This window comes from Alkalihalobacillus sp. BA299 (assembly GCF_017745675.1).
In the GTDB taxonomy this organism is placed as follows: Bacteria; Bacillota; Bacilli; order Bacillales; family Bacillaceae_F; genus Alkalihalobacterium.
The window spans coordinates 91,154-112,081 of the sequence record NZ_JAFLJM010000005.1; the positions used below are offsets into that span (position 1 = coordinate 91,154).

The following is a 20,928-nucleotide window of genomic DNA, read 5'->3' on the forward strand; positions in this document are numbered from 1 at the left end:
GTCGTTTAATCAACAGTTAGATAATCACCTTAAACCCTTGCATCGAATTGATGCAAGGGTTTATAGTTGTTAGAGATGAAACAAGAGGTGGAAAAATATGATGAAGGATACAGTGATTATTGTTGGTGGAGGCCCTTGTGGTTTAGCGGCAGCTATTTCATTAATTGACCAAGGCTATAACCCATTAGTGATTGAAAAAGATAATATCGTTAGTTCGATATACCGATACCCGACACATCAAACGTTTTTTAGTACAAGTGAAAAGCTTGAAATTGGTGGGGTGCCATTTGTGACGGTGGAAAGGAAGCCGAAGCGAAATCAAGCTCTTTCCTATTACAGAGAAGTTGTTAAGCGGAAAGGGATTCGAGTAAATGCCTTTGAACAAGTTACAGGGGTAAAGAAAAGAGCAGATGGAACATTTTCAGTGATCACAAATAAAAATCAAGGAACTATTGTAGAATACAATTGTAATTATGTTATTATTGCGACAGGGTATTACGATCATCCAAATATGATGGGGGTAAAAGGTGAAAATCAAGATCATGTGTTTCATTACTTTAAAGAAGCCCACCCGTATTTTGATAAGGACGTTGTCGTTATAGGTGGAAAAAATTCAGCGGTTGATGCAGCACTTGAACTAGAACGAGTCGGTGCAAGGGTAACGGTATTATACCGTGGTAATGAATTCTCAAAAAGTGTAAAGCCGTGGATTTTGCCTGAATTTGTTTCTCTGATCAATCATGACCAAATCCAGATGGTTTTTAATGCGGATGTGACTGAGATTACAAAAAATACGATCGTATATGAAGTGAACGGATCAACCCGAGAAGAAAAGGCTGACTTTGTATTTGCGATGATAGGTTACCACCCTGATCACTCCTTTTTAAACAAAATGGGAGTAAGTAGCGAAAGTGAAACAGGTCGCCCTGTATTTGACGAGGAAACGATGGAGACGAATGTGGATGGAATCTTCATTGCAGGTGTTATCGCTGCTGGAAATAATGCAAATGAAATTTTTATTGAAAATGGGCGATTTCACGGTAAATTGATTGCAAAAGAAATTATACGCAGAAGTGTAAGTAATGCGTAATACTTAGAGTGGCGAGTGAGTAAAAAAATATAATATGATTGGGTGAGATGGATATATGAAAAAGGTCGCTTTAATTACAACAGGAGGAACAATCGCCTCAAAAAAAATTGAAAGTGGATTATTATCATCGGGAGAGCTAACAGGTGAAGAATTAGCTTCACTTTGTCGTTTACCATCTGATATTCAAATTGAAGTACATAGTTTATTTCAACTTCCTAGTATGCATATTGACTTTGAGAGGATGCTTGAATTAAAGAACAAGATTGATGAAGTGTTTGAAGATAAAACGATTAGTGGGATCGTAGTAACACATGGGACGGATTCATTAGAAGAGACGGCTTACTTTTTAGATTTATCTGTTAAAGATCAAAGGAAGATTGTAGTGACAGGCTCCCAGAGGTCTCCAGATGATATCGGTACGGATGTGTACTCGAATCTAAGGAATTCTATCTACGTCGCTGTAGATGAAAGCTTAGATAATGTAGGGACAGTAATTGTGTTCAATGAGCGGATTTGGTCAGCGAAATATGTAAAAAAGGTACATGCTTCCAATATGCAAGGCTTCGAATCATTTGGATATGGCTATTTAGGAATTATCGATAATGATGTTGTAAGTGTATATCAAAAGCCACTACAAAGAGATTATTATCAAATAGACGCAAACCTTCCACAAGTTGAGATTATTAAATGCTATTCAGGAGCGGATGGAAAGTTTATTAGATGTGCGGTTAAAGAAGGAGCGAAAGGCATAGTCTTAGAAGGAGTAGGGAGGGGACAAGTTTCACCTCATATGGTAGATGATATTTCGGATGCTATAAAATCTGGCGTCAAAGTCGTCGTAACTACGAGTGCTGAGGAAGGGCAAGTTCACACTTCTTATGATTATCGTGGTAGCGCCTATGACTTGAAGTTAAGAGGAGTTGTTCTTGGAAAAGACTACGATTCAAAAAAGGCAAGAATAAAGCTGGCCGTATTAATTTCATCCGGTGGAGACATAGAGAAAGGATTTAAAATATAGGTTGTTAACCGAAGATTTAGAGAGGATTGGAAAAAGTTGTTTTCACTCATTACCGCAACCACTGGTCCAGCTATGGCTTTATTTTGTTATTTTTATTTAAAAAACGATGTGAGTAAACAAGCATTGCTTATGATTATTAAATCGTTTATTATTGGTGGACTTTTGGTTTTTCCTATTATGGTCATCCAATATGCATTAGAAGTTGAAGAGGTATTTCAATCGGAGTTTATGTTAGCGTTTTTCGGGTATGCTTTTACGGAAGAGTTTTTTAAGTGGTTTTTGCTTTTTTTCTTTGCGTATAAGCATGCTACCTTTAATAAAACATATGATGGTATTATTTACGGCGTTTCTTTATCATTAGGTTTTGCTTCGGTTGAGAACTTTTTTTATCTTATTGCAAATGGATTACAAACAGCCTGGCTTAGGGCGTTATTTCCAGTAAGTAGCCATGCGCTGTTTGGTGTTATTATGGGGTTTTATTTAGGGAAAGCGAAGTTTTCAACAAAATATCGTCACCGTTTTATTATACTTTCTTTAGTCTTGCCAATTTTCCTTCATGGCAGTTATGATTTAATATTATTGACAATGGATAAGTATATTCATATAACAATACTTCTATTTATGATTGGTCTTTGGACGTTTAGTATACACAAAGTGAAAATTGCAAATTAGTATGAGGGTAAGGAGTGGTAGGTTTGACTGAAAACATAAGGTATCGAGTCGTAATTCGTTGTCCGAAATGTGGAGAAAAATTTATCCTTCGAGGAAGTCAGGGTAAGGATGGAAACTATGAGACTGGCTTTATTCGTTGTGTTTGCGGTAATGAGAAAGACTTACAAGTAGATGCAACCCCAGAGTAGCATCTCTAGTAGTTGTTCGACTTGCCCTTTTTTGTAATAAAAATAAGTAATTCTTATAAAACCTATTGCTTTTTTTGTACAATTCATGTAATTTAGTATCAAGTGAAAATTGAAAAATATATAATTTTCTTATCAAGAGAGACGGAGGGAATGGCCCAGTGAAGTCTCAGCAACCAGCTGTATGTATGACAAGTACAGTCAGGTGCTAATTCCAGCAAGCAACTTGTGGCTTGATAGATAAGAAGGAGCGGAGTTCATAGAAATTGATTTCTTAGCCTTCTTCTTATTTATAAGAAGAAGGCTTTTTGCATCGATATGAGTGGAGGAGAAGCTAATGAATAAAGAACAACTAGAAACGAAATTGGTTCAAATTGGGAATCGCCTGGAAGATCACACAGGCACAATTAATACGCCGGTCTATTTTTCGACAGCGTATCGTCATACTGGGATTGGAGAATCGACGGGTTTTGATTATTCAAGGACGGGTAATCCAACGAGATTAGTATTAGAAAATGCGATTGCTGAGCTGGAAGCAGGGGATCGAGGTTTTGCCTGTAGTTCAGGTATGTCAGCTATTCAAACGGTGTTTTCTTTGTTTAAACAAGGGGATGAAATTTTAGCTTCTAGTGATTTATACGGTGGGACTTATCGTTTATTTGAGAGTGGTTGGAAAAACTGGGGATTATCTTTTACTTACGGTGACCCGAGAGATTTAGAAAAATTTGAACAGCTAATCAATCAAAATACGAAAGCGTTATTTATAGAAAGTCCTACAAATCCATTAATGCAGGAAGCGAATTTAACAAAGTTAGGTCAATTAGCCAAAAAATATGATTTATTACTTATTGTTGATAATACCTTTTATACGCCACTGTTACAGCAGCCGATTATCGAAGGGGCAGACATCGTTATTCATAGTGCATCAAAATATTTAGGTGGTCATAATGATGTTATTGCTGGTTTGATTGTCGGAAAAGGTGAGGAATTATGTGAGCGGATTGCTTATTATCATAATGGAATGGGGGCAATATTAAGTCCATTCGATTCGTGGTTACTAATCAGAGGAATGAAGACTTTAACGTTACGAATGGAACAGCATCAAAAGAATGCACGGGAAATTGCTGCATATTTAGAAAGTCATCCACTAGTGACAGATGTTCTTTATCCAGGACGTGGCGGTATGCTTTCTTTCCGTATTAAAGATGCGAAATGGGTAAATCCATTCTTACAGCAATTAAAATTAATTTCATTTGCAGAAAGTTTAGGTGGGGTTGAAAGTCTGATGACATACCCAACTACCCAGACACATGCAGATATACCAGAAGAAGTGCGTTTTGCAAATGGAGTATGTGATCGTTTATTACGTTTTTCAGTAGGAATAGAAAATAGTCAGGATTTAATTGCAGACTTAGATCAAGCATTTAACCATGTAAATTCATAGAGGAGATGAAAAAAGATGAGCGAACAATTTTCGTTGCAAACGCGCTTACTTCATAATAATCAAAAAGTAGATAAAGAGACAGGGGCTGTAAGTGTCCCGATTCAACATGCTTCAACATTTCATCAATTTGACTTCGATCAGTTCGGTACTTTTGACTATGGCCGCTCAGGGAACCCAACTCGGGCAGCATTAGAGGAAACGATTGCTGAATTAGAAGGTGGCGCGAGAGGTTTTGCTTTCGCATCAGGAATGGCAGCCATTTCGACGGCATTTATGCTTTTATCAAAAGGAGATCATGTCGTTGTAACGACAGATGTTTATGGTGGCACGTTCCGTTTTGTGACTCAAGTATTAAGTCGGCTTGGGATTGAGTATACGTTTGTGGATATGACAAAAATCGATGAGATCGAAGCGAGTATTCAAGAAAATACGAAAGTCATTTATGTAGAAACACCATCGAACCCGACGATGAAAATAACAGATTTAAAAGCAGTGGTAGCTTTAGCCAAAAAGTACGAATGCTTAACATTCGTAGACAATACGTTTATGACGCCAGCGTTACAACGTCCGATTGAACTTGGTGTAGATGTTGTTCTTCATAGTGCAACGAAGTTTATCGGTGGTCATAGCGATGTTATTGCAGGTCTTGCTGTTGCAAAAGATGAAGAAGTAGGAAATCAGTTAGCGTTCTTGCAAAATTCCTTCGGTTCGGTATTAGGGGTGCAAGATTGTTGGCTTGTATTACGTGGTCTTAAAACTTTACATGTACGTATGGAGCATTCTTCAAAAGCAGCATATGAGCTAGCGCTATGGTTAAAAGAGCAGCCAGCGATTGAGAAGGTGTATTATCCAGGGTTAGAAGAGCATCCTGGTTATGGAATCCAAAGAGAACAAGCAGATGGGTTTGGTGCAGTCTTATCTTTCGAATTAACAGATAAAGCAACGGTAAAACAGTTTGTCAGTCAAGTGGAGGTACCCGTATTTGCGGTTAGCCTTGGAGCAGTAGAATCGATTTTATCTTATCCTGCCACGATGTCACATGCGGCAATGCCGAGTGAAGAACGACTTCAAAGGGGAATTAGTGATGGTCTTTTGCGACTATCAGTAGGCTTAGAAAATATTGAGGATATTAAAAAAGATTTCATTCATGCTTTTGAAAGCTTAGCAATCACGAAATAACTAAAAAACTGGCTGTGTTAAGTACTTTGTTGATAATCAACACTACTTTAACAGAGCCTAAAAAATAAAAGGATGGGGAAGGTTATGGCTTTTCTTAATGAGCTAAAGGAACGGATATTAATTGGAGATGGAGCGATAGGAACCCTTCTCTATTCAAAAGGAATTACAGAAAGCTGTTTTGAAAATGTGAATATTAGTGCTGAAGATAAAGTATTCGAAGTCCACCAAGAGTATTTGCAAGCAGGGGCAAATGTCATTCAGACGAATACGTATGCTGCAAATTCGATTAAACTAGCAAACTATAATTTAGAACAAAAGGTAGTAGAGCTAAATCGTAAAGGTGTGGAAATTGCCAAAAAAGCTGTTCAAGGCCTCGATGCATACGTACTCGCTACAGTCGGTGGAATTACTGGCCTGCAAACGAAAAATGTTACTACAGAAGAAATTGATCGGAGTTTTGAAGAGCAGCTTGATGCTTTATTAGGTGGAGATCCTGATGGCTTGTTATTTGAAACCTTTTATAATTTAGAGGAATTAAAAAGTGTAATTACATTAGCTAGAAGAAAAACGGATAAACCGATTGTTGCCCAAGTTGCATTAGGAGATATCGGTGTTTTATATGGTGGTACTCCAGTGAATGAAGCACTTCGTACACTTATTGATTTAGGGGCAAATGTCGTTGGGCTCAATTGTCGTATGGGACCCTATCATATGATCGGCTCTCTAGAAAATGTGCCGTTGTACAAAGATGCCTACTTATCTTGTTATCCGAATGCAAGCTTGCCGGACTATGAAGATGGAAGGTATTATTATCAGTCTAATCCTAACTATTTTGGAGAAAGCGCCTTGCAATTTCGTGATCAAGGTGTCCGCTTACTCGGTGGTTGTTGTGGAACGACGCCTGAACATATTCGTGCCATGGCAAATGCGTTAAAAGGCTATGAACCGATCACAGAAAAAGATATTAAGAAAAAACCGATGGTCATTCAAGTAAGAAAAAACCGAATCGAAAACGAAAAGCCGATTGATCAAATTGCAAACGAGCGAACGGCAGTAATCGTTGAACTTGACCCACCAAAGCAATTGCATGTGAATAAATTTCTTGATGGAGCAAAAGCTCTACATGAGGCTGGAGTAGATGCGGTCACTCTAGCTGATAATTCATTAGCTTCTCCAAGAGTCGATAATATGGCATTAGGAGCACTGATGCAGTCGCAAGCCGGTGCGAGACCATTAGTTCATCTAACGTGTCGAGATCGAAATTTAATCGGTTTACAGTCACATTTAATGGGACTTCACACACTAGGAATGAATCAAGTATTAGCAATCACAGGTGATCCGACGAAAGTCGGCGACTTCCCTGGTGCTTCTTCGGTCTATGATTTAACCTCATTTGATTTAATTTCTTTAATTAAACAGCTAAATGAAGGAATTTCATTTTCGGGAAAATCACTTGGTCAACAAGCGAATTTTACAGTTGGAGCAGCTTTTAACCCAAATGTAAGATCATTAGAAAAAGCAGTCATTAGAATGGAGAAAAAAATTACAGCCGGTGCTGATTATTTTATGACACAGCCTGTGTATTCAGAACAGCAAATCATTGATGTATATGAGGCGACTCGTCATATAAATAAACCAATTTACCTTGGAATCATGCCACTGACAAGTTCAAGAAATGCAGAGTTTCTTCATAATGAAGTACCTGGGATTAAATTGACAGATGATATACGTAAGAGAATGGCGGCTTGTGGTGATGATAAAGAAAGAGCGGAACTTGAAGGGTTAAAGATTGCCAAGTCACTTATTGATACAGCCATAAAATATTTTAATGGAATTTATTTAATTACTCCTTTCCTTCGCTATGAAATGACGGTAACATTAACACAGTATATACATGAACAGGTGAAGCAAAGCAATTCACTGCAAAATCAAATATAAAAGGCTGTGCAAAAGTCCGACAGAAATCTCTGCATGAAACAGCGGGTCTTTCTGTCCTCGTTTTGAACAAGAACGATACTGAAAATAATCTTTGGAAGTACTCCTGACGCTAGAAAGGAACGATTTTATGGGGAAGAGCAAGTTTGAACAACAATTAGAGAAAAAGATCCTTGTACTTGACGGTGCAATGGGTACTATGCTTCAAGATGCGAACTTAACTGCTGAGGACTTTGGTGGAGAGGAGTATGAAGGATGTAATGAGTATTTAAATATAACAGCCCCTCATGTGATTGAACATATTCACCGTGCTTATTTTGCAGCAGGTGCTGATCTTGTTGAAACGAATACATTTGGGGCCACGAATATTGTTTTAGAAGATTATGATTTGCAGCATTTAGCGGAAGAGTTAAATATTAAAGCTGCACAAATTGCTAAAAAAGTAGCAGAAGAATATTCTACACCAGAACATCCACGTTTTGTTGCGGGAGCGATGGGCCCCACGACAAAATCGTTATCAGTCACAGGTGGGGTTACATTTGACCAGTTGATTGAAGCATACGAACAGCAAGTCATCGGTCTAATTAAAGGTGGCGTTGATGTCTTATTACTAGAAACGAGCCAAGATACGAGAAATGTCAAAGCGGCCTATTTAGGAATTGAGCGTGCTTTTAAACAATTAAATGTGAAGCTGCCTATTGTTGTCTCGGGGACAATTGAACCAATGGGTACAACATTAGCTGGTCAAAATATTGAGGCATTTTATTTGTCCATTGAGCATATGGCTCCTACGGTTGTTGGATTAAATTGTGCGACAGGGCCAGAATTTATGCAAGATCACATTCGCTCACTTTCTGACCTTTCTACAACTTATGTGAGTTGTTATCCGAATGCTGGATTACCTGATGAAGATGGTAAATATCATGAAACGCCAGAATCACTGACGAAAAAATTAGCCGCGTTTGCGGAAAAAGGCTGGTTGAACTTAGTGGGTGGCTGTTGTGGAACGACACCAGCCCATATTAAAGCGATGGCCGAAGCAATGAAAGCTTATAAACCAAGACAAATAAATGAGGGGCACCCTCATGCTGTATCTGGTATTGAACCGTTAGTCTATGATGAAAGTATGAGACCGCTATTTGTAGGAGAAAGAACGAATGTTATTGGCTCTCGAAAATTTAAAAATTTAATTGCCGATGGCCTTTATGAAGAAGCGTCTGAAATTGCTCGTTCACAAGTGAAAAAGGGTGCTCATATAATCGATATTTGTTTAGCAGATCCTGACCGAGAAGAAAAAGAAGACATGGAACAATTTTTAAAGTTTGTTGTGAACAAGGTGAAAGTGCCGTTAATGATTGATTCGACAGATGAAGAAGTCATTGAACTGGCGCTAACATACTCACAAGGTAAAGCGATCATCAATTCGATTAATTTAGAAGATGGCGAAGAGCGTTTCGAGAAAGTGGTTCCGCTTATTCATCGCTACGGGGCAGCTGTGGTTGTTGGTACGATTGACGAAGAAGGAATGGCTGTTACAGCCGAGAGAAAATTAGAGATTGCTAAGCGATCCTATGATTTATTAGTTAATAAATATGGATTGCAACCGAGTGATATAATTTTTGACCCCCTCGTATTTCCAGTTGGGACCGGTGATGAGCAATATATCGGTTCTGCAAACGAGACGGTCGAAGGGATCCGCATGATTAAAGAAGCACTTCCTGAATGTTTGACGATTTTAGGGGTAAGTAATGTTTCTTTCGGGTTACCTCCTGTCGGTAGAGAAGTGTTAAATGCTGTTTATTTATATCACTGTACGCAAGCCGGTCTTGATTATGCGATCGTTAATACAGAAAAACTTGAGCGATATGCTTCGATACCAGAAAACGAAAAACTACTTTCTGACAAACTTTTATTTGAAACGAATGATGAAACATTAGCAGAGTTTACGGCTTTTTATCGTGGAAAAAAAGTTGAAAAGAAAGTTCAAGCTTCAAACTTAACGCTAGAAGAGCGGTTAGCTAGTTACATTGTCGAAGGAACAAAAGAAGGTTTAATCGATGATTTAACAAAAGCGTTAGAAAAATATGCAGAACCGTTAGAAATTATTAACGGTCCGTTGATGAATGGTATGGATGAAGTCGGTAGGTTGTTTAATAACAATGAATTAATTGTGGCCGAAGTTCTCCAAAGTGCTGAAGTAATGAAAGCATCGGTTGCCTTTTTAGAGCAATATATGGAAAGAAAATCGGATGATCATGGAAAAGGGAAGATCCTTTTAGCAACTGTCAAAGGTGACGTTCATGATATCGGAAAAAACCTTGTTGAAATTATACTTGGAAACAATGGCTTTAAAATTGTGAATTTAGGCATTAAAGTGACGTCTAATGAATTAATTGAGGCGGTCAAGAGAGAAAATCCAGATGCGATTGGTTTATCAGGATTGTTAGTTAAATCCGCTCAACAAATGGTACTTACAGCACAAGATTTAAAAGAACAAAACATATCGATACCAATCCTTGTCGGTGGAGCGGCGTTAACACGTAAGTTCACGGATAACCGTATTTCACCAGAGTATAAAGGTGTTGTTCTTTATGCAAAGGATGCGATGAATGGTCTTGATTTAGCAAACAAACTTGTAAGAGAAGATGAGCTGAAAAAATTTGAAGAAGAAAAACAAACGAAGCTGCTGCAAGCGGGTGTTAAAGAAACAGGAAATGAAAATAAAGTCGAAACAGTGATCCCGCGTTCAAAAGTGTCTCAAGTTGTCCCAGTAAAAAAACCAAATGATTTACAACCGCATATTTTAAAGGATTACAAAATCTCACATCTTGAACCTTATATTAATTTGCAAATGCTACTCGGAAAGCATTTAGGTTTACAAGGAAAAGTAAGCCGGTTGCTTGCTGAGGGAGATGAGAAAGCTCATTCTCTCAAAGACAAAGTGGACAGCTTATTATTTGAAGCAAAGAATAATGGATTATTACAAGCACAAGGCATGTATCAATTCTTTCCAGCACAAAGTGACGGTAATGATGTCATTATTTATGATCCTAAGGATGAAAAAACGGAAATTGAAAGATTTTCTTTTCCTCGTCAAAATCATGAACCTTACTTGTGCTTAGCAGACTATTTAAGATCGAAAGACAGCGGTGAAATGGATTATGTTGGCTTTCTAGCAGTTACAGCAGGAGTCGGGGTTCGTGATAAAGCGGTGAAAGCGAAGGAAGAAGGGGACTATTTATTTAGTCACTTAATTCAAGCGACAGCTCTTGAATTAGCTGAAGGATTTGCTGAACGTACCCATCAATTAATGAGAGATCAATGGGGGTTCCCTGATCCAGTTGACATGTCGATGGAAGATCGTTTTTCAGCTAAATATCAAGGAGTGCGAGTCTCATTTGGCTATCCGGCTTGTCCTAATCTAGAGGATCAAGCAAAGTTGTTTAAATTGCTTCAACCTGAAAAAATTGGAATAAATTTGACAGAAGAATTTATGATGGAACCCGAAGCATCAGTTACAGCGATGGTATTTGCCCATCCTGAAGGACGCTATTTTAATGTATTGTCTTCTATATAAATTATGAAAGCTTTTTAAGAAAAAGAATGTCGTTTAACGGCATTCTTTTTTTTAAAAGAATAAGAAAGCATAAATTTCGAGGATGTCTAGCTTCAGTCCCTAGCGTCTAGTGGACTTCGCTCTCCTCCATACGATAAGTCAACACTCTCCCGCAGTTATAAATGTATGTCTATTTTGTACCATTTTTTAGGTAAGCCTCCTACTAGAATTGTTAACATTGTCATTTATTACGTGAATTTGTATAAAAAGTAGTCAAATACAAACAATAACCATACAAAATGGTTAGATATCCATGTCCAAGAAAAAGCAACATATTTAAGGAGGTAAAACATCATGAAGAGATTGGCGAACAAGTTAAAATACCCCCTTGTTTCAATATTAAGCTTTATCATCATGTTTGGGGGTGTTTTACAGCCAACAACTCAAGCATTTACAGACCAAGTCATCCAGCGTGGCGCAACTGGCAATGATGTTGTTGAGCTTCAAGCAAGACTTCAATACATTGGTTTTTATAATAGTAGGATTGATGGAGTTTACGGATGGAGTACGTATTGGGCTGTCCGTAATTATCAAAATGAGTTCGGACTCGATGTGGATGGTCTTGTTGGTCCCAAAATGAAGGAAATGCTTGAACGGTCTACAAATTTTGACAAAGATTTTGTTCATCGTGCTTTAAATGAAGGGCGTTCATTCACGCATTATGGGACAACACCGCTACATATTCAAAAAGGGCCAAAAGGAAGTAATGATACAAAAGGGCAAAAAGGACAGCCGCAAGCAAACCCAAAGGCTCGTCAGCAAGCACAGCCAGAAGATCGGTCATCTGGTAGCCCAGGCACAGGGGCACCAGAAGCACCAGACTCTCCGGCCCCAGGAACACCAACACCGGAAACACCTGAAGATCCACAAGCAGAAGAGCCTGTTCCATATGAAGAAGTGCCGGAAGAACAAGGAGATGATCCGAATATCGAAAAAGCGATGAATGTTCCTAATGGCTTTTCAGAAAATGATATTCGTATTATGGCACAGGCTGTATATGGTGAAGCACGTGGTGAGCCATACGTTGGGCAAGTAGCAGTAGCAGCTGTTATTTTAAATCGTATTAATAGTCCAACATTCCCTAATACAGTTTCAGGCGTTATTTTTGAGCCAAGGGCGTTTACTGCAGTTGCTGATGGTCAAATTTGGATGGACCCAGATGAAACAGCGAGAAGAGCAGTATTAGATGCAATTAATGGTCAAGACCCTACAGGTAGTGCGATATACTACTTTAATCCTGATACGGCTACATCAGGATGGATTTGGTCAAGACCACAAATTAAGAAAATTGGAAAACATATTTTCTGTAAATAACGTTTGGAGGTGATTTAACGTGATTCGATCCATTATTATCGGTATTCTTGCAGTAGGTTTAATAGGTACAGCGTATTGGGGTTTTCAAGAAAATAAACAAAACCAAGTGCTTGTTCAAAGTGCAGAAAACAATTATCAAAGAGCCTTTCATGATTTAGTTTTTCATATTGACCAATTAGAAGATAATTTGGGAACGGTCCTTGCGATGAATACACAAAGGCAGCTTTCACCTAAACTTGCTGATGTTTGGAGAGTGACATCATTAGCTCATGAAGAATTAGGACAATTACCACTAGGGTTTGTCGATTTTACGGATACGGAAGAATTCTTATATAAATTGGGGACATTTAGTTATAAAACATCAGTGCGTGATTTAGAAAAATCTCCAATAACCGATAAGGAATATGAAACATTAAAAGAATTATACGAATGCTCTCGAGATATTCAACAGCAGCTCAGAAAAACACAAGCTACGGTTCTTCAACAAGGCTTACATTGGCTTGATTTAGAAAAAGAAGAAATGGCTGAAGACGAACCACTCGATAATGCAGTAGTTGATGGGTTTCATCTTGTTAACGAAAAAGTAAAGGGCTACGATGAAGTTGAGTGGGGTGCTGGATTTTCACAATTAGGCGTTCAAAACGATGAGGATTTAGCTGATAAATTAGACGGCAAAGACATTACAGAAGAAGAAGCAAAGCAAAAAGCGCTTCAATTTTTAGGACTTGATGAAAATGCACCTGTTCATATTGATGAAACGGGTAAAGGTTTAGCCTATTCAGCTTATAGTATAACGATTGATGACCCTGAGCATGAGGCAAATTTCTTTTTGGACATTACTAAAAAGGGTGGCCATCCAGTTTGGGCATTACAGTCTCGTGAAATCAAAGAAGAAAATTTAAGTCTAAATGAGGCAGCTGAAAAAGCAAAAGAATTTCTTAAGAAAAATGATATTGATGGCATGCAGCTCGTCGATAGTAAACAGTATAGTAATATTGGAGTATTCCAATTCTCATATTTAATCGATAATATTCGAGTGTATGCTGACTCTGTCATTATAGAAGTGGCGCTTGATGATGGAGATATAATTGCCTATGAAGGAGAGGATTATCTTCTCAACCATAAAAAGCGTAAGGTAGAAGATCCAAAGTTAACGATGGAAGAAGCTAAAAAATCATTAAATCCTCGTATTCAAGTGATGGAGGATCATGTAGCCATCATTAAAAATGAGCTAGGGGAAGAAGTGTTGTGTTATGAGTTTTATGGCGTCCTTGAAGATAATACATTCCGTATATTTATCAATGCGGATGATGGTGAAGAGGAGTTAGTCGAAAAAATGAAACATGCAGAACCGGTATATGATTTTGCATAATTTTTACAAGAAGAAGCGATTATTTGCTTCTTCTTTTTCTAAATTCATGCAATAATAAAAGGAGAAACATACATATTAGGAGGATTTTTTCCGTTGATAGAAATAGGAACAACGATACATCTAGAACCTAAGAACGAATTAGAGGAATCAGATAGTAAAAATAATTACTTTAAGTGTCGCTTAGTGGATAAAGGGGAAAATTCATTAATTATAGATCATCCGATTAATGAAACTACTGGTAAGTTAGGTTTTTTTTACGAGGGATTTCAATTTAACGCATGGTATGTAGGAAAAGATGAAGCGGTTTATTCTTTTGAAACTGCTTTACAAGGTCGAAAAAGAGGAAATATACCTATGCTTATTCTTTCTGACCCAGGGATTGAAACATATATTAGGATCCAAAGAAGGAATTACGTCCGGATAAATACATCTATAGATGTCGCTCTCCATCCAAAAAGTGTTTCATTTAGTCCTTTTGTAGCGTTAACAATGGATATTAGTGGTGGAGGGGCAGCAGTTACTATACCATCAGGAAAAACATTACCAGAAAGTGGGGAAATTCATTGTTGGTTTGTTCTTCATATGCAATCTGGAGAAATCCATTATATTCCAACGATTTGCAAGATTATACGAGTTTTTAAAACACATCCTGAAGCAAGTGATCGTGTTTCTTTACAGTTCGTTGATATAAAAGACCAAGATCGACAAAAAGTCATCCGCTTTTGTTTTGAAAAACAACTAGTGATGAAGCGAGATCAATAGTCTGTAAAAATATTAAGAAGATTTGTTAATTAGTTGGAATAGTTAGACCTTTGTTGGCTCAATATGGTATGATATGATAGTGATATTAGATTATTTTCCCTTTATTGGTACAACAAATGAATAACTGACAGAGATCGTAGTAGAGGTGTTTTATGAGTCGAAAAAGAAATATTGCAATTGATGGACCAGCTGGAGCTGGGAAGAGTACTGTTGCAAAAATGGTAGCTGAACAGCTAGCGTATTTATATATTGACACGGGTGCAATGTATCGGGCATTGACATACACTGCATTGGAACGTTCGGTTGATCCTGCAGATGGAGAAAAATTAAGGGAATTACTTGATCAAATTTCAATTGTTCTTAAACCTACTTCAGCTGGAACTCTCGTGTACGTAAATGATGTAGATGTAACAGAAGAGATTAGGTCAAGTGGAGTTACGAATACAGTATCAATCGTAGCTGGTCATGAAGAAGTCCGATTAGAGATGGTTAAGCAGCAACAGAAAATGGCGGGAAATGGTGGGACCGTTATGGATGGCAGAGATATTGGTACTTTTGTTCTACCACAAGCTGAACTTAAAGTTTTTCTTACAGCATCAGTTGAAGAACGAGCAAAAAGAAGACATGAAGAAAACATTCAAAAAGGATTTCCCTCTGATTTTGAAAAATTGAAAAAAGAAATTGCTCGTCGTGATGAATTAGACTCCAATCGTGAGTTTGCGCCATTACAGAAAGCTGCAGATGCTGTTGTTATCGATTCAACTCATATGACAATACCTGAAGTAGTGGACAATATTTTACATTTAGTTGAGGAAAGGTTCTGAATTTAATGGATTTATATGTATTAGGCCGCGGTTTGTGTAGAACGTTTTTTTCTGCAACATACCGAGTAGAAACGATAGGATTAGAGAACATACCTAATGAAGGTCCAGTTATACTCTGTAGTAATCATATTCATAACTTTGATCCTCCTTTTTTAGGTTCGTATGTTCCAAGAAAAGTTCATTACATGGCAAAAGCAGAACTGTTTAAGGTTCCTGTACTCGGTCGTGCAGTCTCTGCTGTAGGTGCATTTCCTGTGAAAAGAGGATCTGGAGATAAGCAAGCTTTAAAACTTGGATTGAAGGTCTTAAAAGACGGTGGTGCTCTTGGACTATTTCCAGAGGGAACAAGAAGCAAAGATGGGAAACTTGGAAAAGGGTTAGCCGGAGCTGGCTTTTTTGCCTTACGCTCTGATGCTGTTGTTATTCCTTGTGCAATTATCGGATCTTACAAACCCTATAGTAAATTAAGAGTGATCTACGGAGAACCGCTAGAAATGGAAAGTTTACGTGCAGCAAAAGCATCATCAGGTGATGTAACAGATTACATTATGAAGGCAATTGGAGAGTTATTACATAAACATAAATCACAATAAAGATTTTTTTCTTGGCACAGCTCTTTCACTTAGTGAAAGGTGTAATAAAAAATTAGTAATTATCGTCCCAATGCAGAGGACTTTGAAGGAGGCAATCGTCAATGGTGGAAGAAATGAACAGTGAAATGACAATTAAGTCTTTTAACGTAGGTGACACTATAACTGGAAAAGTTACAAAAGTAGAGGATAAACAAGCTTTTGTAGACGTTAGTTTTAAGGTGGATGGCATTATTCCAATTAGTGAATTGTCAAGCCTTCACGTCGAAAAGGTAAGTGATGTTTTAAACGTTGGAGATGAAGTTGAGTTAAAAGTTATAAAGTTACAAGATGATGAACTTGTATTATCTAAACGTGCCGTTCAAGCTGATAAGGCTTGGGTAGAATTAAAAGAAAAATTTAATAATAAAGAAACAATTGAGGCACAAGTTGCAGACGTTGTTAAAGGTGGACTTGTCGTCGACGTAGGTGTTAGAGGTTTCATTCCTGCATCTTTAGTTGAAAGACACTTCGTAGAAGATTTTTCTGATTATAAAGGGCGCACTCTCCGTCTTAAAGTTGTAGAAATGGAACCGGAAAACAATAAATTAATCTTATCACAACGAGCAGTGTTAGATGAAGAAGTAAACGCTAAGAAGTTATCGGTTCTAAATTCATTAAATGAAGGTGACGTTGTACAAGGTACCGTTCAACGTTTAACAGACTTCGGTGCATTTGTTGATTTAGGTGGAGTTGACGGACTTGTACATATTTCGCAACTAGCTCATCACCGAGTAGAAAAACCTTCTGATGTCGTTCAAGAAGGAGATCAAGTAAAGGTGAAAGTATTATCTGTGGATCCAGAAAAAGAGAGAGTATCTCTTTCACTAAAGGACACTTTACCAGGTCCATGGGAAACAGTTGCTAATGATGTCAAACCAGGTGATGTTATCGAAGGAACGGTTAAACGTCTCGTTTCATTTGGTGCATTTGTTGAGGTGGCTCCTGGTGTAGAAGGGCTTGTTCATATTTCACAAATTGCAAATCGACACATTGGTACACCTCAGGAAGTTCTGACTGAAGGTGAGAAAGTACAGGCGAAAGTTCTCGATATTAATATTAGTGAAAAACGAATTTCTCTAAGTATTCGTGCTCTTCTTGAGGATGATGCTGTTGAAGAAGTCCCAGAGCAATATACAAAACAGGAAGAGGAACATTCGGGGTTCTCTTTAGGTGATATGATTGGAGATCAATTAAAAAAGTATAAGTCGTAGGTGATGATATTGACACTTCGTTCAGTCAGAAAAAATGAACATCTTGTTCATGCGATAGAAACAGGACAAGAAAGAACTCATGGGTTTAGTGATATTCAGCTTGTTCACCAAAGCCTACCAAATAGTAGCACCCAAAGTGTTGATATCTCTACAAATGTCGGCGAACTTACTATGAGTTCGCCGATTTTTATCAATGCAATGACCGGTGGTGGTGGGGACCGTACGAAAAAAATAAATAAGCGATTAGCTGAAATTGCAAAAGTTGCAAATATTGGTATGGCGCTTGGATCACAAATGGCGGCTATCAAAAATGATGAAGAAAAAGATACATACAGTATTGTTAGAAAAGTAAATCCTAAAGGAATTGTGATTGGAAATTTAGGTAGTGAAGCAACGGTTGAACAAGCAAAGGTCGCTGTAGATATGCTTGAAGCCGATGCGCTCCAAATTCATCTTAATGTCGTGCAAGAACTGGTTATGCCTGAAGGTGACAGAAGTTTTATAGGAGCTCTTGACCGAATTGAAAAAATCGTTCATGCACTACCCATTCCTATCATTGTTAAGGAAGTCGGATATGGGATGAGTAAAGAAACAGCTAAAAAATTAGCTGATGTTGGCGTATCTGTTGTTGATGTTGGTGGCTTTGGGGGTACTAACTTTTCAAAAATTGAAAATAAGAGACGTGAAAAGGCGCTTCGTTTTTTTAATGATTGGGGTATCACAACAACAGCTTCTATCGTTGAAGTCGTAAAAAGTCAGCCAGGTTTGAATGTCATTTCTTCAGGTGGTATACAAAATTCTCTTGATATCGTCAAGTCGATTGCTCTAGGTGCATCAGCTACAGGATTAGCTGGTTTTCTCTTGAAAATTTTAATCGATCAAGGTGAAGAAAGTGTCGTTCAAGAACTGGAAGATATGCATCAAGAAATTAGAATGTTAATGACAGCGCTTGGTGTGAATACGATTGCTGATTTGCAAAAGGTTCCCCTTGTCATTAGTGGTCCAACAGACCATTGGCTGAAGCAAAGAGGATTTGCAACAGAGGAATACAGTAGAAGGTAATCAAATTGAAGACAAGCAGAAAAGAGGCTGATTCAGTCTCTTTTTTGCATAGGAAAATTCAAAAGCCGTAATAGTAGTCTGCTATCAAAAAACGTCCCAAGTGGTTTACTTCACTTAGGACGTTAGTAGTCGCGTTATAATTTTTTACTTTGAAGGTTTTGATAAAAATTATTCTTTCTGTCAGCTTCGTTGGCGTTTTCGTGCTTCATCCGGCCCTTCTAGCTTTGTTGCGCCGCTATACTTTAAATCTTGATCTCGGTCAAGTTCGACTTTATTAGACTTCCTTAGTTTTGTCTCTTGACGATCTTTTCCCATTTACTATTCCTCCTTCTTACTATGAATCTTGTGTAGTGTCTCACAGACTGTCTTATTTTATACATCGATGATTAGTATTTTTAGAATTGTACATAATGTTAAAGATAAGGTGGTGAGCGCATGGAGGGGATTTGGTTTATTTGGTTTATGTGGATAAGCTGGATAATATGTACCTTTTATCTAAAAAAATCTAAAAAACGTACGTGGTTAGCCTTTTGGTTACTCGTTCTCATAATTGTATTTAATAAATATATTTCCGTTGCTATATACAAAGTTTCTTTAGGTTATATGATAGCAGCGCTTCTTTGTTATTGGTGTTTATCAAAATATAAGTCATTGACGATTTTATATTTGCTATTTATTTCCATGATTATTACATTTTTATTTGCAGGCCTTCATTTAATAGAACTTTATGATCCAGTAATGTATTTAATCGTTGATAAAAGGTGGGTTATTTCTACTTTAGTTGTTATTGTAACAATTATTTTAGTTAAGGATTTCCGTGGGAGACTTGCAATCTCGATGTCAGGTCTTATTCAAGGTGAATTTTTGTTTAAAAAATTTCTATCGACCATTTATGGGGTACAAACGATTGGAACAGGTACTTTCTTTGATTTAATTGCGTTTTCTTGTGTGTTTATTATTAGTTGGCACATGTTTGAGCAATTCTGTGAGTATATGAGTCATTATGTAAAAAAACTACCTACGACGAGAGGGAAAGATATCCGTGTTTTTCGTTAATACTATTAGTGGATGTCTTACTTGAACTTATGATATTAGAGGCCGTTCCTTTATATCAGTGTGTGAAAAAAATAATCTAATTGTCGAATGGTGTGTAAATTTGTTAGAATAGATTAGTTGTGTTACCAAAATCATCCGTAGGACAATTACAATACAACACTATTCGTAAGTGCAATTATAGAAAGAAAGGTAGTGAGGATATGCCCAAACCAGTGGTTGCCATTGTTGGACGTCCTAACGTAGGAAAATCAACGATCTTTAACCGAATTGTTGGAGAAAGAGTTGCAATTGTAGAAGATATGCCGGGAGTGACTCGTGATCGAATTTATAGTTCAGGTGAATGGTTACATCGCGACTTTAATTTAATCGATACCGGTGGAATTGAGCTTAGTGATGAACCATTATTAGTTCAAATGCGTGCACAAGCTGAACTAGCGATAAAAGAAGCTGATGTAATTATTTTTATTGTAAACGGAAGAGAAGGAATTACAGGTGCTGACGAAGAAGTAGTCAAAATGTTGTTTAAGTCGAAAAAACCTGTTGTTTTAGGTGTGAATAAAATTGATAATCCAGAACAAAGAGAGAAAATTTATGAATTTTATTCTTTGGGACTAGGGGATCCTATACCTATTTCTGGGTCACACGGTTTAGGGCTAGGCGATTTGCTCGACGAAGTAATTAAACATTTTCCGGATGAAGAAGAAGATCCATATGATGAAGATACTATTCGTATTTCTTTGATTGGTCGTCCGAATGTAGGGAAATCTTCGTTAGTCAATGCATTACTTGGTGAAGAGCGAGTCATTGTTAGCAATATTCCAGGAACGACTAGGGATGCGATAGACACTCCATTCCAAAGAGATGGTCAAGAATATGTGTTGATCGATACGGCTGGAATGAGAAAGCGTGGAAAAGTATATGAAACAACAGAAAAGTATAGTGTCCTTAGGTCTTTAAAGGCAATTGAACGTTCAGATGTTGTTCTTGTTGTGTTAAATGCTGAGGAAGGTATTATCGAACAAGATAAAAAAATTGCTGGCTATGCCCACGAAGCAGGTCGAGCAGTTCTTGTTGTTGTTAACAAATGGGATGCGATTGCGAAAGATGACAAGACGATGCAAAATTTCGAACAAAAAATTCGTGATCACTTTTTATTTTTAAGTTATGCGCCAATCTTGTTTACTTCAGCGAAGCTAAAACAACGGCTGCAACATATACTGCCAACGGTTCAAAAAGTGTCAGAAAACCACAACCTACGTGTACCTACAAGTGTGTTGAATGATATGGTTATGGATGCTGTTGCGATGAATCCAACACCGACGGACAAAGGAAAGCGTCTGAAAATTAATTATGCGACTCAAGTAGCTGTAGGTCCTCCAACTTTTGTTTTCTTTGTGAATGAGCCTGAGCTAATGCATTTTTCTTATCAACGTTTTCTAGAAAATCGTTTAAGACAAACATTTGAATTTGAAGGAACACCAATTAAAATTTTCGCTCGAAAGAAAAGTGATTGATGAATTCTGATTTTCTCTGTAGTTTAATAGCAGTTAAACTAC

Annotated in this window: 18 protein-coding genes and 1 riboswitch; of the genes, 17 read left to right on the top strand and 1 reads right to left on the bottom strand. The window is 37.6% G+C overall.

Annotated features, from left to right (window positions below; all coding sequences use genetic code 11):
• Positions 1–97 precede the first annotated feature (97 nt).
• The 15 genes from J0N78_RS08235 (at position 98) to fni (ending at position 18,316) form a co-directional block, all read left to right on the top strand.
• A complete protein-coding gene (locus J0N78_RS08235) occupies positions 98–1,090 on the top strand; it encodes a YpdA family putative bacillithiol disulfide reductase (protein ID WP_209122561.1) in 993 nt (330 codons plus the stop codon).
• Positions 1,091–1,145: 55 nt separating this feature from the next.
• Entirely contained in the window at positions 1,146–2,108 is a 963-nt protein-coding gene (locus J0N78_RS08240; protein ID WP_209122562.1) for an asparaginase, read from the top strand.
• Positions 2,109–2,144: 36 nt separating this feature from the next.
• On the top strand, positions 2,145–2,780 hold the full coding sequence (gene prsW, locus J0N78_RS08245; protein WP_209122563.1) for a glutamic-type intramembrane protease PrsW: 636 nt from the start codon (positions 2,145–2,147) through the stop codon (positions 2,778–2,780).
• Between the two features lie 23 nt (positions 2,781–2,803).
• Positions 2,804–2,968 carry a hypothetical protein gene (locus J0N78_RS08250; protein ID WP_209122564.1) on the top strand — a complete coding sequence of 55 codons (165 nt, stop codon included), beginning with the start codon at positions 2,804–2,806 and terminating at the stop codon, positions 2,966–2,968.
• A gap of 126 nt (positions 2,969–3,094) precedes the next feature.
• Positions 3,095–3,212: riboswitch (SAM riboswitch) on the top strand.
• Positions 3,213–3,302: 90 nt separating this feature from the next.
• The gene (locus tag J0N78_RS08255) at positions 3,303–4,409 is read left to right on the top strand and encodes a methionine biosynthesis PLP-dependent protein (protein ID WP_209122565.1); all 1,107 of its coding nucleotides are present in this window, start codon (positions 3,303–3,305) and stop codon (positions 4,407–4,409) included.
• Between the two features lie 15 nt (positions 4,410–4,424).
• Positions 4,425–5,588 (top strand): cystathionine beta-lyase, encoded by a 1,164-nt coding sequence (metC, locus tag J0N78_RS08260; RefSeq protein WP_209122566.1) that lies wholly within the window; start codon positions 4,425–4,427, stop codon positions 5,586–5,588.
• An 84-nt stretch (positions 5,589–5,672) separates the two neighbouring features.
• On the top strand, positions 5,673–7,526 hold the full coding sequence (locus J0N78_RS08265) for a bifunctional homocysteine S-methyltransferase/methylenetetrahydrofolate reductase (protein ID WP_209122567.1): 1,854 nt from the start codon (positions 5,673–5,675) through the stop codon (positions 7,524–7,526).
• Between the two features lie 127 nt (positions 7,527–7,653).
• Positions 7,654–11,100 (top strand): methionine synthase, encoded by a 3,447-nt coding sequence (metH, locus tag J0N78_RS08270; RefSeq protein WP_209122568.1) that lies wholly within the window; start codon positions 7,654–7,656, stop codon positions 11,098–11,100.
• 333 nt (positions 11,101–11,433) lie between these two features.
• Positions 11,434–12,453, top strand: a complete 1,020-nt coding sequence (gene sleB, locus J0N78_RS08275) for a spore cortex-lytic enzyme (RefSeq protein WP_209122569.1) — start codon at positions 11,434–11,436, stop codon at positions 12,451–12,453.
• Positions 12,454–12,472: 19 nt separating this feature from the next.
• Positions 12,473–13,825 carry a germination protein YpeB gene (gene ypeB / locus J0N78_RS08280; protein WP_209122570.1) on the top strand — a complete coding sequence of 451 codons (1,353 nt, stop codon included), beginning with the start codon at positions 12,473–12,475 and terminating at the stop codon, positions 13,823–13,825.
• A gap of 93 nt (positions 13,826–13,918) precedes the next feature.
• Positions 13,919–14,587: a flagellar brake protein gene (locus J0N78_RS08285; protein WP_209122571.1), complete on the top strand. Its 669-nt coding sequence runs from the start codon at positions 13,919–13,921 to the stop codon at positions 14,585–14,587.
• A gap of 152 nt (positions 14,588–14,739) precedes the next feature.
• Positions 14,740–15,411, top strand: a complete 672-nt coding sequence (cmk, locus tag J0N78_RS08290; RefSeq protein WP_209122572.1) for a (d)CMP kinase — start codon at positions 14,740–14,742, stop codon at positions 15,409–15,411.
• 5 nt (positions 15,412–15,416) lie between these two features.
• Positions 15,417–16,004: a lysophospholipid acyltransferase family protein gene (locus J0N78_RS08295; protein WP_209122573.1), complete on the top strand. Its 588-nt coding sequence runs from the start codon at positions 15,417–15,419 to the stop codon at positions 16,002–16,004.
• 101 nt (positions 16,005–16,105) lie between these two features.
• Entirely contained in the window at positions 16,106–17,254 is a 1,149-nt protein-coding gene (rpsA, locus tag J0N78_RS08300) for a 30S ribosomal protein S1 (protein WP_209122574.1), read from the top strand.
• A 3-nt stretch (positions 17,255–17,257) separates the two neighbouring features.
• The gene (fni, locus tag J0N78_RS08305; RefSeq protein ID WP_209122575.1) at positions 17,258–18,316 is read left to right on the top strand and encodes a type 2 isopentenyl-diphosphate Delta-isomerase; all 1,059 of its coding nucleotides are present in this window, start codon (positions 17,258–17,260) and stop codon (positions 18,314–18,316) included.
• Between the two features lie 180 nt (positions 18,317–18,496).
• Here the strand turns inward: fni and J0N78_RS08310 are convergent, their stop codons facing one another.
• Positions 18,497–18,631 (bottom strand): YpzI family protein, encoded by a 135-nt coding sequence (locus J0N78_RS08310; protein WP_209122576.1) that lies wholly within the window; start codon positions 18,629–18,631, stop codon positions 18,497–18,499.
• Between the two features lie 120 nt (positions 18,632–18,751).
• Between J0N78_RS08310 and J0N78_RS08315 the strand changes: the two genes are divergently transcribed.
• Together J0N78_RS08315 and der are read left to right on the top strand one after the other, a co-directional pair.
• Positions 18,752–19,372, top strand: a complete 621-nt coding sequence (locus tag J0N78_RS08315; RefSeq protein WP_209122577.1) for a YphA family membrane protein — start codon at positions 18,752–18,754, stop codon at positions 19,370–19,372.
• Between the two features lie 200 nt (positions 19,373–19,572).
• Complete coding sequence (gene der, locus J0N78_RS08320) at positions 19,573–20,886, top strand: ribosome biogenesis GTPase Der (protein ID WP_209122578.1); 1,314 nt, start codon at positions 19,573–19,575, stop codon at positions 20,884–20,886.
• Positions 20,887–20,928: the final 42 nt, after the last annotated feature.

What these genes read in the sequence shown, in the direction of transcription:
- J0N78_RS08235 (WP_209122561.1), top strand. Translation starts at nt 98, where the DNA reads ATGATGAAGGATACAGTGATTATTGTTGGTGGAGGCCCTTGTGGTTTA.
- J0N78_RS08240 (WP_209122562.1), top strand. Translation starts at nt 1,146, where the DNA reads ATGAAAAAGGTCGCTTTAATTACAACAGGAGGAACAATCGCCTCAAAA.
- J0N78_RS08255 (WP_209122565.1), top strand. Translation starts at nt 3,303, where the DNA reads ATGAATAAAGAACAACTAGAAACGAAATTGGTTCAAATTGGGAATCGC.
- metC (WP_209122566.1), top strand. Translation starts at nt 4,425, where the DNA reads ATGAGCGAACAATTTTCGTTGCAAACGCGCTTACTTCATAATAATCAA.
- J0N78_RS08265 (WP_209122567.1), top strand. Translation starts at nt 5,673, where the DNA reads ATGGCTTTTCTTAATGAGCTAAAGGAACGGATATTAATTGGAGATGGA.
- metH (WP_209122568.1), top strand. Translation starts at nt 7,654, where the DNA reads ATGGGGAAGAGCAAGTTTGAACAACAATTAGAGAAAAAGATCCTTGTA.
- sleB (WP_209122569.1), top strand. Translation starts at nt 11,434, where the DNA reads ATGAAGAGATTGGCGAACAAGTTAAAATACCCCCTTGTTTCAATATTA.
- cmk (WP_209122572.1), top strand. Translation starts at nt 14,740, where the DNA reads ATGAGTCGAAAAAGAAATATTGCAATTGATGGACCAGCTGGAGCTGGG.
- J0N78_RS08295 (WP_209122573.1), top strand. Translation starts at nt 15,417, where the DNA reads ATGGATTTATATGTATTAGGCCGCGGTTTGTGTAGAACGTTTTTTTCT.
- rpsA (WP_209122574.1), top strand. Translation starts at nt 16,106, where the DNA reads ATGGTGGAAGAAATGAACAGTGAAATGACAATTAAGTCTTTTAACGTA.
- fni (WP_209122575.1), top strand. Translation starts at nt 17,258, where the DNA reads ATGATATTGACACTTCGTTCAGTCAGAAAAAATGAACATCTTGTTCAT.
- J0N78_RS08310 (WP_209122576.1), bottom strand. Translation starts at nt 18,631, where the DNA reads ATGGGAAAAGATCGTCAAGAGACAAAACTAAGGAAGTCTAATAAAGTC.
- J0N78_RS08315 (WP_209122577.1), top strand. Translation starts at nt 18,752, where the DNA reads ATGGAGGGGATTTGGTTTATTTGGTTTATGTGGATAAGCTGGATAATA.
- der (WP_209122578.1), top strand. Translation starts at nt 19,573, where the DNA reads ATGCCCAAACCAGTGGTTGCCATTGTTGGACGTCCTAACGTAGGAAAA.